This window comes from Sphingomonas sp., from assembly GCF_013816785.1.
Taxonomy (GTDB): domain Bacteria; phylum Pseudomonadota; class Alphaproteobacteria; order Sphingomonadales; family Sphingomonadaceae; genus Sphingomicrobium.
Genome location: NZ_JACDDV010000027.1, coordinates 1 through 12,823 on the forward strand (window position 1 = coordinate 1; position 12,823 = coordinate 12,823).

14 protein-coding genes are annotated in these 12,823 nt (G+C 64.4%); 6 read left to right on the forward strand and 8 right to left on the reverse strand.

The annotated features are described in order from the left end of the window. Positions 1-820 (reverse strand): pyridoxal-dependent decarboxylase (locus H0W65_RS07140; protein ID WP_294005856.1); only part of this gene is annotated, 820 nt, incomplete at its 3' end. Positions 821-1,027: 207 nt separating this feature from the next. On the opposite strand from H0W65_RS07140, the gene H0W65_RS07145 reads away from it, so the two are divergent. Beyond that, the gene (locus H0W65_RS07145; RefSeq protein ID WP_294005859.1) at positions 1,028-1,399 is read left to right on the forward strand and encodes a helix-turn-helix transcriptional regulator; all 372 of its coding nucleotides are present in this window, start codon (positions 1,028-1,030) and stop codon (positions 1,397-1,399) included. A 1-nt stretch (position 1,400) separates the two neighbouring features. Then, a complete protein-coding gene (locus H0W65_RS07150) occupies positions 1,401-1,880 on the forward strand; it encodes an SRPBCC domain-containing protein (RefSeq protein WP_294005862.1) in 480 nt (159 codons plus the stop codon). Between the two features lie 135 nt (positions 1,881-2,015). Here the strand turns inward: H0W65_RS07150 and H0W65_RS07155 are convergent, their stop codons facing one another. From H0W65_RS07155 to H0W65_RS07185, 7 genes are all read right to left on the reverse strand, one after another. Beyond that, positions 2,016-2,798, reverse strand: coding sequence for a methyltransferase (locus H0W65_RS07155; protein ID WP_294005865.1), 783 nt, complete (start codon positions 2,796-2,798; stop codon positions 2,016-2,018). Then, positions 2,795-3,274 carry a GNAT family N-acetyltransferase gene (locus H0W65_RS07160; protein WP_294005868.1) on the reverse strand — a complete coding sequence of 160 codons (480 nt, stop codon included), beginning with the start codon at positions 3,272-3,274 and terminating at the stop codon, positions 2,795-2,797. Before H0W65_RS07160 ends, H0W65_RS07155 begins: the two co-directional genes overlap by 4 nt. 214 nt (positions 3,275-3,488) lie before the next feature. Next, the gene (locus H0W65_RS07165) at positions 3,489-3,884 is read right to left on the reverse strand and encodes a VOC family protein (protein ID WP_294005871.1); all 396 of its coding nucleotides are present in this window, start codon (positions 3,882-3,884) and stop codon (positions 3,489-3,491) included. Between the two features lie 10 nt (positions 3,885-3,894). Further along, entirely contained in the window at positions 3,895-4,551 is a 657-nt protein-coding gene (locus H0W65_RS07170; protein WP_294005874.1) for a DUF998 domain-containing protein, read from the reverse strand. A 105-nt stretch (positions 4,552-4,656) separates the two neighbouring features. Next, positions 4,657-5,193: an SRPBCC domain-containing protein gene (locus H0W65_RS07175; RefSeq protein WP_294005877.1), complete on the reverse strand. Its 537-nt coding sequence runs from the start codon at positions 5,191-5,193 to the stop codon at positions 4,657-4,659. Continuing rightward, positions 5,190-5,522, reverse strand: a complete 333-nt coding sequence (locus H0W65_RS07180) for a helix-turn-helix transcriptional regulator (protein ID WP_294005880.1) — start codon at positions 5,520-5,522, stop codon at positions 5,190-5,192. The genes H0W65_RS07175 and H0W65_RS07180 overlap by 4 nt, the downstream gene beginning before the upstream one ends. Positions 5,523-5,658: 136 nt before the next feature. Beyond that, entirely contained in the window at positions 5,659-7,044 is a 1,386-nt protein-coding gene (locus H0W65_RS07185; RefSeq protein WP_294005883.1) for an RNB domain-containing ribonuclease, read from the reverse strand. Between the two features lie 161 nt (positions 7,045-7,205). On the opposite strand from H0W65_RS07185, the gene H0W65_RS07190 reads away from it, so the two are divergent. The 4 genes from H0W65_RS07190 to H0W65_RS07205 are packed head-to-tail and all read left to right on the forward strand — an operon-like array spanning position 7,206 to position 12,821. Next, complete coding sequence (locus H0W65_RS07190; protein ID WP_294005886.1) at positions 7,206-9,065, forward strand: ABC-F family ATP-binding cassette domain-containing protein; 1,860 nt, start codon at positions 7,206-7,208, stop codon at positions 9,063-9,065. Between the two features lie 48 nt (positions 9,066-9,113). After that, a complete protein-coding gene (locus H0W65_RS07195) occupies positions 9,114-9,911 on the forward strand; it encodes an N-formylglutamate amidohydrolase (RefSeq protein ID WP_294005889.1) in 798 nt (265 codons plus the stop codon). Then, positions 9,908-11,770 (forward strand): tyrosine/phenylalanine carboxypeptidase domain-containing protein, encoded by a 1,863-nt coding sequence (locus tag H0W65_RS07200; RefSeq protein WP_294005892.1) that lies wholly within the window; start codon positions 9,908-9,910, stop codon positions 11,768-11,770. Before H0W65_RS07195 ends, H0W65_RS07200 begins: the two co-directional genes overlap by 4 nt. Positions 11,771-11,774: 4 nt before the next feature. Further along, positions 11,775-12,821 (forward strand): glutathione synthetase, encoded by a 1,047-nt coding sequence (locus H0W65_RS07205; RefSeq protein WP_294005895.1) that lies wholly within the window; start codon positions 11,775-11,777, stop codon positions 12,819-12,821. Positions 12,822-12,823: the final 2 nt, after the last annotated feature.

Consider the following 12,823-nt stretch of genomic DNA (forward strand, 5'->3'; position numbering starts at 1 on the left):
GCCCGCGCCGCCTCGGATCGAGCAGAGCCGCACCGGCCCATGCCGCATCGACGTGAACGTGGGCCCCGCAACTCCTGCCGACTTTCGCGATGCCGGCGAGATCGTCGATCGCCCCGTGCGCCGTCGTTCCGGCCGTTGCCACGACCAACACGGGCTCCCAGTCAGGCTCGGCGGCGATCACCCGGGAAAGGGCATCGCCAGTCATTCGCAGGCCGTCCTCGCTCGGCACCAGGCGGACCGCCTCGCTGCCAAGCCCGCAGCCGCGGGCGATCTTGATCCAGGCGAGATGAGCCTCCGACGACGCGTAGATCGCGGGTCTGGGCCCTGTGCGGGGAAGGCCCGCCCGATCCCAGTCGGGATACCGCCGGGCAAGGGCGGCAACCAGCGCAGTCGCGTTCGCCTCGCTGCCCCCGCCCGTGAAAGTGCCCGCTGCCTCGATGTCGTTCCACACGAAACCACCGAAGAGCCGGATCAGTTTGCGCTCGATCTCGGCCGCGCTCGGGGCGTGTGCCCATACCGCGAGCTGCGGATTGATCGCGGCGGCCACCAGATCGCCCGCTATAGCCGGCACCAGGGCGGGGGGATTGAAGAGGCCGAAATAGCGCGGGTGATCCGACCGCACGGCGAAATCTCGCAGCAGCGCCACGAGATCTTGCACGACGCCTTGCAACGGACGCGGTTCCGCGAAGTCATACTCCGCAAGCCGACGCGCGAGTTCGGACTCGTCGATTGCGGGGGCGACGGCGTCCGACGAGCGCGCGTCAACGGCGGCGCCCGCGACGGCACCTACGGCCGAGAGTATCGCGGCGGCGTCACCCATTGGAGTGGTCATTCGATCGATGTTCTTTGAACAGGCGATCATCGCCCGCCGCGACCACTTGGCCTTGGGCCCATGCTGCAATCTCATTATTCATCGGGCAGCGCTGCACCATTTACTGGCGACCCACAACTACCAGTTACGCGCGGCGGCCGAGGCCACTCTAGCTTCATGGGGTCAACGCAGAAATAAAATTGAGGGACACCCATTGTGCAATATAAAGCCATATCGCTATATAGCGGGATGGCTATTGAATCACACCAGCTCGACCTGGCATTCTCCGCTCTGGGCGATCCTACGCGACGGGCAATTCTTGCGCGCCTGGCGATGGGGGAGGCGTCCGTATCGGAGTTGATGAGGCCCTTTCCGTTCACCCAGCCGACAATTTCTCGCCATCTCAAAGTCCTTGAGCAAGCCGGATTGATCGAGGGCGGGCGGGACGCACAGCGTCGGCCGCGGCGGCTAAAGGCCGACGCGTTGAAAGATATGTCGGACTGGATCGAGCCATTTCACAAGATCTGGGAGAGTCGCTTCGACAATCTCGGTCGACACCTTCACCAGTTGAATGAAAAGGAAAATTGATATGCCTGCAAACCCGAACGCGACGTCTTCCGGGTACATCCTGGACCGTCCCGCCAATACGATCCGCTTCGAGCGCGACTTTGACGGCAGCCCGGACCAATCGTTTCAGGCCTGGACCCGCCCTGAGCACGTCACCCAGTGGTGGGACGCGACTGGCAAGCCACTGCTCCGCTGCGACATCGACCTGCGCGTCGGTGGCAAGTTCGCCTTCGTCGCGCAGGACCATCCGGAGATGCCCTTCGCCGGCGTCTATCGAGAGATTGTGCCGGGCGAGCGCTTAATATTCGACGCGATCGGAGCGATCGGCCGCGTCACATGGGAAAAGCGAGGGCCAGGCACCCATATGGTCGTCGAGATTGCTTGCGCCTCCGCCGAACAGATGGAGCAGTTCGTCCAAGCGGGTGTGCACGCCGGGACCAGCACTACGCTCGACAATCTGGTGCGCCACTTGGGAAAAAATGAGGCTGCGTTGAGCGCTTAGGCCGAGCGGACCCTAATAGACATAGTTGACCGCGATGGCGGGCGTCTCCTCCGCAACTGGCCCCGCAACCTGTGCTGTCGCGGATATCGATGTCAGCCGGTCAGCGCGGCGAAGGTCGCCCAAGCTCGACAAAGCTCAACGCCGCGGCTTCCGAAATTTGAGGAGAAATTGGTCGGTCCGTCCTCGGATCCGATCATTGAACACCCCGTCGGTGTGGGGGTCGGCGGGGTTGGCCAGAATCTTGCTCTCGCCGGCGAACACGAAGCCAGCGGCCTCGACTTGCCGCCGGACGACGGACGGCTCGATCCGGTGCAGCGTGTCCGTCACGTTGGTCGGGGAACCAGGCGCCGCCAAATGGTCCAGAATCACGTAAACTCCGCCCGGTTTAAGGGCGGCATAGACGGCGCGGTTGAACTTGACGATGTCGACCGGGCCCATGAAATCGTCGAACAGGTCATGGTAGTTCTGGCCGATCCAGAACACGTCCAAAGGCTCAGGGTAACGCGCGGCGGCAAGGGCGCTGGCAAAGCTTATTGTGACGTTCGGCCGCTTCGCAGCCCACAATTGAGTGTCATTGAGACCCTTTACGATGTTCGGAAACGTGAAGAGCTCACTCGGCACGGAGGCGTAGACATGTCCCCGCGGTCCAACGACCGAAGAAAACAGCCTAGTGAAATATCCAGCGCCCGATGCGTAGTCGGCGATCCGATCCCCGGGGCGCACGCCGATGAAGGCAAGGGTGGCCGCGGGCTTGCGGTTGACGTCCCGGACCACGTCCTCGGCGGGACGCGACGGGTCGGTGACTGCTGCCGACAAGGCGTTCGCGGGTGATTGCGCGCGAGACGCTGTGGTCGGCATCGCGGCCGGGGCGGATGCCGACGCCAGTAACGCCAGCGGGATTGCTTGCCAGAACTTCATGCGCCGGCCAGCTCTGTTAACGCGTCGCCCGCGACCCGATAGATGCGCCACTCTTTCATACATTCAGCTCCTTTTGAGATGTAGAAATCTATTGCCGGCTGGTTCCAGTCCAGCACCGCCCACTCGAAGCGGGCGCAGCCGCGCTTGACCGCGATACTGGCGAGATGCCGGAGCAGGGCCGAACCGACGCCACCACCTCGCGCATCGGGCGTCACGTACAGATCTTCCAGATAGATCCCGCTCCGTCCGGTCCATGTCGAGAAGTTCTGGAAGAAGACCGCCATCCCAACCGGCTTGCCTTCGACCCGTGCGATTACTGCTTCTGCGACGGCGCGTGAACCGAACAGCGCCGCCTCGATATCATTGGGCGTGGCCTTCGCGCTATCCGGCTCCCGCTCGTATTCGGCCAGCTCGCGAACGAGCCGGATGATCGTTTGAATGTCGCCCGGCTCCGCGCGATGAATGGCTATCGTCATGCGTCATCCCGGATGGCTGATCGAAAATGCTTTGGCTTAAGATTATACCCGACATGCCTGTCCAAGTGGCGGGTCGCAATGGCCACTTTAGTTCAAACGGTCGTTACCAATCAGCTGCTGGTATGATGGACTCCATCACCGGTAGTCGGTCGACCGCAACGGTGATTAGATCAAGGGCCGGGCGCCGTCACGCCGAAGGTTCGCTTGTGGAACGTCAAGCCGCATCTTCATCGCGTTGGCTAAGTACGATCAGATTGCCGCAGGTGTCGTCGAAGAAGGCGAAAGTCACCGAACCCATTCGCTTGGGTTCGCCGGTGAACCGTACACCTCGTTCCTTGAGACTGCGAAAGTCGCCGGCCAAATCGTCGGTGGTGAAGATTGTCGCGGGAAAACCGGCTTCGTAAAGCGCTTTCTGCGAGGCTAGCGCCGGCGCCATGTAGTTGGGTTCGAGCACGAGCTCGACGCCTTCGGCGCCCTCTGGCGCGCGCACCGTCAGCCACCGGATCCCGCCGGGTAGATCATGGACCTTCTCGAAGCCGAGCACCTCGGTATAGAAAGCCAATGCTTTCTCCTGGTCATCGACCTTTATTACCACGTGGCGGATCTGCATCTCGAATTCCTTAGCTAGGGCGACCTGCGACCTGACCATCGCTTGGTGGTCGACGCATAAGCCAGAGCGAGACTGCGGCAATCCAGCCGAACGCAATGATCCCGACCGCGAAGAAGGACAGGCTGGTGGCCCGCTGCACTCCCATACCCACGGCGATCAGGATGGGCGTGGCAAGTCCGGTAGCGACCGAATAAAGACGCCATCCCCTCTCGCTCCGGCTCAGGAACATTCGCGCGAAGACGAAGCAGGCGGACGTGAGCGACAGGAAGGCGACGAAGAATCCGACCCCGTGTCCTATGGCGTGCCCGCTAATTTGTGTCGGCATCGACGAGACCGCGCCCGGAGGAAAGCCGGGAAGGGGATCGGATGGGAATAGACCGGCGATGATCATTCCGATTCCGAAGGTCGCGATGAGCAGAGGGCCCCAAAAGCCTCCAATTGACCCCCGCAGCGACTGCCGCATGCCGGCTGCACAAGCGATCGCCAGCAGGCCCGCGAGCAGGAAATTCGCGATTTGGATCCAGCCCGCATCGCCCAGGCTCAGGAGGCTCAGCGGATGGCGGGTGAGATCAAAGCCAGCCCGCATCTGCGACTGGACCAACACGGCGACGTAAAACATCGGGCAAAGAGCCACGCCGCAGAAAAGCAGGAACCGGCGTTCCATCATGTTGAAAATCCTTTGGAAAGAACGGAACTCCGGTCGACGATCGTGCGGTCGAGGAGCGCGAGGTCGATGACCGCGCGAAGACCGGTGGGCAGGTGAAGTGCCATCTTAGGCATGCCGTCCTCTCCCAACGTCATCCGCTGCCGAGGCGGAGGTGGGATCAACGAAAAGGCTGGCAAGGCGATCGAACCCCTGGCCAAGGCATTCGCTGAAGCCGGTCATGGTCGTCCTGTCGAGGTCTTCGGGCGAAGGGAAACGGACTGTCAGCTGAACCAGCGTACCCTCAGCGACACCCGAGAACTCGACGGTGCACAGCTTCGGGCAGGGCGGCACCTTTTCCCAGGCCGGACAAGTAGCGTAGGGAACATCCGTGTAGACGAGTTTCTCGTTCTCCACGACCTCAAGGAACTGGCCCCCGTTGGGGTAGGTGGTGCCGGTCGGCGTCGTCATGTCAATGTGCCAGCGCCCGCCTCGCCGGACATCCAACTCCCGGACGACGTTGGTTGCGTTCGATTCGCCCCACCAAAGAGCGACCCAGGCGGGTTCCGTCCACAGGCGATAGATGAGATTCCGGGGCGCGGCGAAGACCCTGCGGAGTTCGATGCACTCTTCTTCGCTCTTATTCCTCTTCCTCGCCAGAATCATTTGGCGGTCTCGTCGCTAATCCGCTTGAGCACGCCCTGCAAATTGTCGAAGCGATCTTCCCAAAGGCGTCGATAGGCCTCGAGCCAATCGTTAACCTCCCGCAACCTCGCAAGATCGAGCGTGCTCGGGCGTTTCTGCGCGTCGCGCCCCCGGGTGATCAGGCCGGCCTTCTCCAGCACCCCGACATGCTTCGAAATGGCGCGAACGGACAGGCTAAACGGTTCAGCGAGCTCGCCGACCGACGCTTCGCCCAGCGCCAATCGTGCCAGGATCGCCCGTCGGGTGGGATCGGCCAGCGCGGAGAGGGTCGTACTCAGGCGATCGGACATCTTTAGCACCATTTAGTTCTGGAACCATTTAGTTCTACAAAGTGAAATGACCGTGGTCAATCGAAAATCAGTCCAGTCTCGGATCCCGGCATTTGTGTCTACGCCGCGGCCCCGACGCATTCCCATCGGCACCCCTTCAGGCGGCGCGCGCAAAGCCGAGTTGTCGCGTTACCGCGTCGGTCGCGACCAGCTTGAGATCGATCCGGTCGCCTGGTTCGGCCCCGTCGGCCGGGGCTCGCGCGATCACCGGCAGGCCGCACAGTTGGACCCGGGCGCCGCGCTCGTCGACGTCGGTCACGACTGCCGGGAAACGTTCACCGACCCGGCTTTCCAGCATCACCGTCTCGGCAAGGTCGATGATCGCCCGATCGACCTGCGCGCCCTTCGTGTCGGCGGCGGCCATGACCTTGGGCAGCTTCGTGAACGCCGCCGACACGATATCGGGCACGGCCTGCCCGTTGGCGATCGCCAGGGCAGCGCGAACGACGTATCGGTCGGCGAGACGGCGCAGCGGCGCTGTGCCATGCGCATAGGTCGCCGCCATGGCCGAGTGCCACGGGGTCTCGCCCGGTTTGAAGGGAACATAGGCCGCGCCGTGGCTCGCCCGGCGAATGGCCATCATCATCGCGGCCTGCTTCGGGTTGGCTGGATCGAGGCGGCGCTCGAGTTCGGTAAGCGGTATATCCTTGGCCCAGTCGATGTCGAGCGCGGTCGCGCTGTGGCGAAGCCGCCGGATCGCGCTCTTTTCCGGCCCGGGCATGACCCGGAATAGGCCGGCCCCATGCGCCTGCATCAAATCCGCCAAGGCCAAATTGGTCGCCAGCGACAAGGCCGCGTTGCGATCTTCCGATGCGAACCGCTCGCGGAACAACAGTTCATAGCCGCCGCCCTGGACCGGGGTGACCTCCTGCTCGGGTGGATCGACGCGCGCGGCGCCGCGCCGCTGCTCCGCCGCTGTAATCCGCTCGGCTAGCTCGACGAAGCCGTCCGGCAGATCGGCATCGTGGACGGTGGCGTAGCCGAGCTTGGCACGGCTGTGGATGATCGCCCCCTCGGCTCCTGCCAGCTTGACGCCGCCGTCCGGAGCGACCCGGACGATGAAGACCACCGCCGGGCGCGGTCCGTCCGGCAGCAGGCTCGCCGCGCCCTCGCTCAGCACCGGCGGATAAAGTCCCGCCTTGCCGTCGGGCAAGTACAGCGTCGCGCCCCGCCGCCACGCTTCGCGGTCGATCGACCCGTCGTCGTCAACGAACCAGGCGACATCGGCGATGGCGTAGTGGAGCAGCAAGTCGGTGCCGGCGCGCTCGATCATGAACGCCTGGTCGAGGTCGGTCGACGATGCCGGATCGAGCGTGACGAACGCCCGATCGGTGCGATCGACATGCTGGGTCGGCTTTCGTCTCGCCGCCTCGGCCGCGGCGGTTAAGACCTCGTCGGGGAATCGATCAGGAACCTGATATTGCGTGCGGATCGCCGCGAGGCCGCGCGCCAGGGCGTTGGTCGGGTCGGTGATCGCCTTCATCGGCGCCTCGCTACACACGCCATTCGCATTTGGCGATGCCCGGCGCGGCTAATTGCGAACTGGCATGATTTGCTGTAGGGGAGCGCCATTCGCTGGACGCCAACGCCATGCCAGCCGCCCCGCCTTCGCGGGGCTTTTTCATCTAGGGAACGACGCTCGCCATGCTGACCATCGCCGGCATCACCGTCCGCCTCGGCGGGCGCACGATCCTCGACAAGGCGACCGCCGCAATTACGCCGCGCAGCCGGGTCGGCCTGATCGGCCGTAACGGCGCCGGCAAGTCGACCCTGATGAAGGTGATGATCGGCCAGCTCGACCCCGACGACGGTGAGATCGAGATGCCGCGCGGCATTCGCCTAGGCTATATTGCGCAGGAAACACCGAGCGGCACGGCGACGCCGTTCGAAACCGTGCTCGCGGCCGACACCGAGCGCGCCACGCTGATGGCTGAGGCGGAGAGCTGCCACGACCCGGACCGGCTGGGCCATGTCTATGACCGGCTGCTGGCGATCGACGCCTATACTGCCGACGCGCGCGCCGCCCGGGTCCTGCTTGGGCTCGGCTTCGACGAGGAAATGCAGGGCCGGCCGCTCGACTCTTATTCGGGCGGCTGGAAGATGCGCGTCGCGCTCGCCGCCTTGCTGTTTTCCGAACCGGACGTGCTGCTGCTCGACGAGCCCTCGAACCACCTCGACCTCGAAGCGACGCTGTGGCTCGAAAATTTCCTCAAAAACTATCCCGGAACGCTGGTGGTCATCAGCCATGAGCGCGACCTGCTTAACAACGTCGTCGACACCATTGCTCACCTAGAGGGCGGCAAGCTGTCGCTCTACGCCGGCGGCTACGACAGTTTCGAGCGCCAGCGCGCCGAGCGCGCCGCGCAGCTCGCCGCGGCCAAGGCGTCGCAGGATGCGCAGCGCGCCCGGCTGCAGGATTATATCGCGCGCAACTCGGCCCGCGCCTCGACCGCCAAACAGGCGCAAAGCCGGGCGAAAATGCTCGCCAAGATGCAGCCGATCGCCGCCTTGGCCGACGACCCTAGCCTGAGCTTCGATTTTCCCAGCCCGACCGAATTGAAGCCGCCGCTGATCACCCTCGACATGGCCAGCGTTGGCTATACGCCGGGCACACCGGTGCTGCGCAAATTGAACCTCAGGATCGGCCCCGACGATCGCATCGCGCTGCTCGGCCGCAACGGCAACGGCAAGACCACGCTCGCCCGCCTGCTCGCTGCGCAACTCGCGCCGATGGACGGGGCGATCAACGCGTCGGGCAAAATGCGCGTCGGCTATTTCACCCAATATCAGGTCGAGGAGCTCGACGGCGACGACACGCCGCTGCAGCATATGACCCGCGCCATGGCCAGCAAGACGCCCGGCGCGGTGCGAGCGCAACTTGGCCGTTTCGGCTTTTCGGGGGACAAGGCGATGACCCGGGTCGACAAATTGTCGGGCGGCGAGCGCGCCCGGCTCGCGCTGGCGCTGATCACCCGCGATGCGCCCCACCTTCTGATCCTCGACGAACCCACCAACCACCTCGACGTCGACAGCCGCGAGGCGCTGGTCCAGGCCTTGAACGGCTATGACGGCGCTGTGATCCTGGTCAGTCACGACCGCCACATGGTCGAACTGGTCGCCGATCGGTTGGTGCTGGTCGATGGTGGCAAGGCGATCGACTATGCCGGCAGCATCGACGATTATATCGACTTCATCCTCGGCCGGAACCAGCCGCGGGGAGAGGCAAAACCCTCGAAAGCCGATCGCAAGACTGCGTCGAAGGCGCGCGACGAGGCCAAGGCGCTGCGTCAGGCCGCCGCCGATGCCGAAGCCGCGACCGCTCGCCTGGTCGCCGAGGTCGAAAAGCTTGATCGCGCGCTGATCGACCCCACGGCCGAGCCCGGCTTGGCGCGGCTGTCGATGAGCGAAATCGCGCAGCGCCGCGTCACCATCGCCGCCGATCTCGAAGCGGCCGAGGCCCGCTGGCTCGAAACGAGTGAGCAGCTGGAAACTCTCGCCGCCTGACACGGGCACGCCAACGCAACCGAACCGCCCCCGAAACGCTATACGGGGATGACAGCGATCGAAAATCCGGAACATTGGTGGACCGTCCGCCGGGGCGATGGCCCGGTACTCGCGACCGCGATCCACGACGGTCACGGGCTGCGCGACGAAGTTGCCGCCGCGATGAAGCTCGGCAAGCTCGACCGGCTGCGCGAGGAGGATCCGTTCACCGGCCAAGCGATCGTCGGCGTTCCGACCCACATTATCGCCCACCGCTCGCGGTTCGAATTCGATCTCAACCGCGGCCCGACTGACGCTGTCTACCAGACGCCCGAACAATGCTGGGGACTCGAGGTCTGGCACGAGCGCCCGTCTCCCGAGCTGGTTGGTCGCTCCCTCGCCGTCCACGACGCTTATTACCGGATGCTTGGCCACCTTCTCGACGACATCGCCGCCGATTATCCGCGTTTCGCCCTGATCGACGTCCACAGCTACAACCATCGTCGCGATGGCCCCGCCGGCGCGCCGACGCCTCAAGCCGACGCTCCCGACATCAACATCGGCACCTTCTCCATGCCGCGCGATGATTGGGCCTTCCTCATCGATCCGCTGATCGAGGCGATGCGCGGCTTCGACTTCAACGGCCGCCGCCTGGACGTGCGCGAGAATGTCGCCTTTCAGGGCAAGGGAGAGCAGACGAGGTTCGTCCATGACCGCTATCCGCAGCGGGGCTGCGCGATCGCGCTAGAGTATAAAAAATTCTTCATGGACGAATGGACCGGCGAGCCCGACCCGGCCGAGCTCGACGCGATGCGCGGCTTGATCAACTTTATCGCGTCGACCGCGGCCCGGCTGATTGAGCCGTGAGCGGCGAGGCCCGGCTTCAGTCGGTTTATCCACCTTTCGCAGCCGAGTTCGGCAAGCGTGGGTCGCTGCGCGAAGCGGTGGGCGAGCACGGCCGGGTTCATCTCGATCGCTGGTTGCCGTTCCTGGTCCTGCAGCGCGGCGAGGGAGCACCTGAAAGCCTAGCGCGTCGGGTCGCGGTCGACAGCCCCGCCTATCTCATCTGGTCACCCGCCGACGATCATGCCGCACTGTCCGCGATCGAGCATGTCGCGAGCCGCCTCGCCGAGCATTCGGGACATTTGCTGGTGATCACCCTCGACGATCAACCCGCGCCGCCGCCCGATCGCCATTCGCCCAAGCCGCCGCTATTCGCCGCGCGGATCGAGGCGGATCAGGCCGCCGCGGCAGTGCGAACCGCCGACGCCCTCGAAAAGGCGATGCGCGGCATCCAGGTTGACCTGCGCCGCTGCGCCGTTGAGCGCGAAGCCGTCGCTGCTCTGCTTCCGCCCGGCTTCGATCGGCTGCTCGATGCGATCCCTGGAGTGACCCGCCTTTCGCTTCGCCTGCCGCAAATCCACCGCCGGCCCGACGGTGGCGTCTATCCGGCCATCGCCCATGACCTTGCCGCCGCGTCGGGAGATGCCATCCTGCGCGCCGCCTGCGCTTTCCTCGATGACGGCAAGTGTGCCGTGCCGGCGCATTATCGCTCGCTCGGTCGCAGCGCCTATCTCGACGCCGCGCGCAAGGCAGACCGGCGAATCGACCGTGTCGCCCGCAGCTTCGATTTCCTCCTGTCGATTTCCCCGATCGACACGGCCGATGCGCTCGGCCGCTTCCTGGCCGCAAAGTGCCAGGAAGCGCCGAAGTTTCATTATCGCCCCCTGACGATCGATCCCGACCTGGCCAAGCGAGATCTTTACGCGATCGACCTGTCGCAACTCGAGGACCCGCTGCTCGAAAATTTGCTGGCCGACAAGCGGCGCGAGATCGACGCCCAGCTGGTCTTGCTGTCGACCCGCAATACCGCCGATTTCCGCGCCGCTTCGATGCTGATGTACGGCACGGTCGATGCGCCTTTACTCGCCGACGCGCGCTCGATCCTCGACTCGACCGACCGCGATCCGCCGCGCGGCTCGATGATCGGCGCGTCCGAAATTGCCGATGCCGCCGGCGATCTGGTTGGGCGCTATCGCTCGATCGACCCCGACTTCCGGCCGGAAATTGAAATCCGTGACGACGTCGCCGGTCTGCTGGTATCGAACGGCAAGCTGATGATCGCATCGGACGCCATGATGCCGGCCCACCGACTCCCGGCATTGCTCGCTCATGAGGTCAGCGTTCACCTCCTCACGCACTTCAACGGCGCGGCGCAGGGGCTCTCGATCTTCCGCACGGGTCTTGCGCGCTACGAAGGCGTCCAGGAAGGGCTCGGGGTGTTCGCCGAATGGGCCAGCGGGGGCCTGACGCGTACGCGGTTGCGCCTGATTGCCGGGCGCGTCGTCGCGGTCGAAGCGATGCTGCGCGGCGGCAATTTCATCGAGGTGTGGCGCCTGCTCCATCGCGACCATGGCTTTTCGCGATCGGGCGCGTTCGGCATTGCCGCGCGCGTGTTCCGATCGGGCGGCCTGGCCAAGGATGCGATCTACCTTCAGGGATTCCGCGCGGTGATCGACCTGGTCGCGTCGGGCGCCTCGCTGGCGCCCTTCTGGCTGGGCAAGATCGCCGTCGGCCACGTGCCGGTGATCGAGGAGTTGCTGCAACGCGGTCTCGTTCGCCCACCCCGACTCATCCCCTTGTTCCTGGACGACGAAGGCGCGCGCAGCCGCATCGCATCGCTCCGCGCCAAGGGAACGCTTAACGACATGCTGGCAGGAGCTTGAACCCGTGCTGATAGCCTTTTTCGTCAACGATATGGAGCGTGAATTCGCTGGCTACACGACCACCGTGCTGGCCCATCAGGCGGCCTCGCGCGGGCACCGCGTCTGCTATCTGACCCCGTCCGACTTCGTCCTGAGGCCCGACGACACGCTGTGGGTCCATGGCCGCTTCATGCCGCAAAAAAAATATAAGGACCGGCAGGACTTTTTCGACACGATGAACGGCAAGACCGCCAAGGTCGAGCCGCTCGACATGGCTGAGATCGACGTGCTGATGCTGCGCAGCGACCCGTCGCTCGATGCCCAGGCGATGCCGTGGGCGGCGGAAGCCGGCATCTTGTTCGGGCGCGAAGCGGCCAAGCGTGGGGTAATCGTGCTCAACGATCCCGACAGCCTCGGCCGGGCGATCAACAAGCTTTATTTCCAGAGCTTCCCGGTCGAAGCGCGCGCCGAAACTTTGATCACCCGGCACGACGACGACATCAAGGCGTTCGCCAAGAAGCATGGCGGGCAGATTATTTTGAAGCCGCTGCAGGGTTCGGGCGGAACTGGCGTGTTCAAGCTCGATCCCAAGAACAAAGCCAATTTGAATCAGATGATCGAGGCGATCGGCCGCGACGGATACGTCATCGCCCAAGCCTATGTCCCCGCCGCCAAGAAGGGCGATATCCGCTTCTTCCTGATGAACGGCCGCCCGCTCGAGATTGACGGCAAATATGCCGCGCTCCGCCGCGTCCAGTCGAAGGACGACATCCGCTCGAACATCCACGCCGGCGGCACCGCCGAAGCGGTCGAGATTGGCGAGACCGAATTGAAGGTCGCCGAGTTGATCCGGCCAAAGCTGGTCGCCGACGGCATGTTCCTGGTCGGGATCGACATCGTCGGCGACAAGATCCTCGAAGTGAACGTCTTCTCGCCCGGCAACCTCGGCAGCTGCTCGACGATGGCCGGAGTCGACTTTTCGGTCCCGATCATCGATGCGATCGAGCGCAAGGTCGCGATCAAGGCGCAATATGCCCAGGACTTCGACAACCGGCACCTGGCGACGCTGTAAGG

Coding starts and splice junctions, on each gene's coding strand:
- H0W65_RS07190 (WP_294005886.1), top strand. CDS start 7,206: ATGCTGACCATCGCCGGCATCACCGTCCGCCTCGGCGGGCGCACGATC.
- H0W65_RS07150 (WP_294005862.1), top strand. CDS start 1,401: ATGCCTGCAAACCCGAACGCGACGTCTTCCGGGTACATCCTGGACCGT.
- H0W65_RS07155 (WP_294005865.1), bottom strand. CDS start 2,798: ATGAAGTTCTGGCAAGCAATCCCGCTGGCGTTACTGGCGTCGGCATCC.
- H0W65_RS07165 (WP_294005871.1), bottom strand. CDS start 3,884: ATGCAGATCCGCCACGTGGTAATAAAGGTCGATGACCAGGAGAAAGCA.
- H0W65_RS07195 (WP_294005889.1), top strand. CDS start 9,114: ATGACAGCGATCGAAAATCCGGAACATTGGTGGACCGTCCGCCGGGGC.
- H0W65_RS07160 (WP_294005868.1), bottom strand. CDS start 3,274: ATGACGATAGCCATTCATCGCGCGGAGCCGGGCGACATTCAAACGATC.
- H0W65_RS07185 (WP_294005883.1), bottom strand. CDS start 7,044: ATGAAGGCGATCACCGACCCGACCAACGCCCTGGCGCGCGGCCTCGCG.
- H0W65_RS07180 (WP_294005880.1), bottom strand. CDS start 5,522: ATGTCCGATCGCCTGAGTACGACCCTCTCCGCGCTGGCCGATCCCACC.
- H0W65_RS07175 (WP_294005877.1), bottom strand. CDS start 5,193: ATGATTCTGGCGAGGAAGAGGAATAAGAGCGAAGAAGAGTGCATCGAA.
- H0W65_RS07170 (WP_294005874.1), bottom strand. CDS start 4,551: ATGATGGAACGCCGGTTCCTGCTTTTCTGCGGCGTGGCTCTTTGCCCG.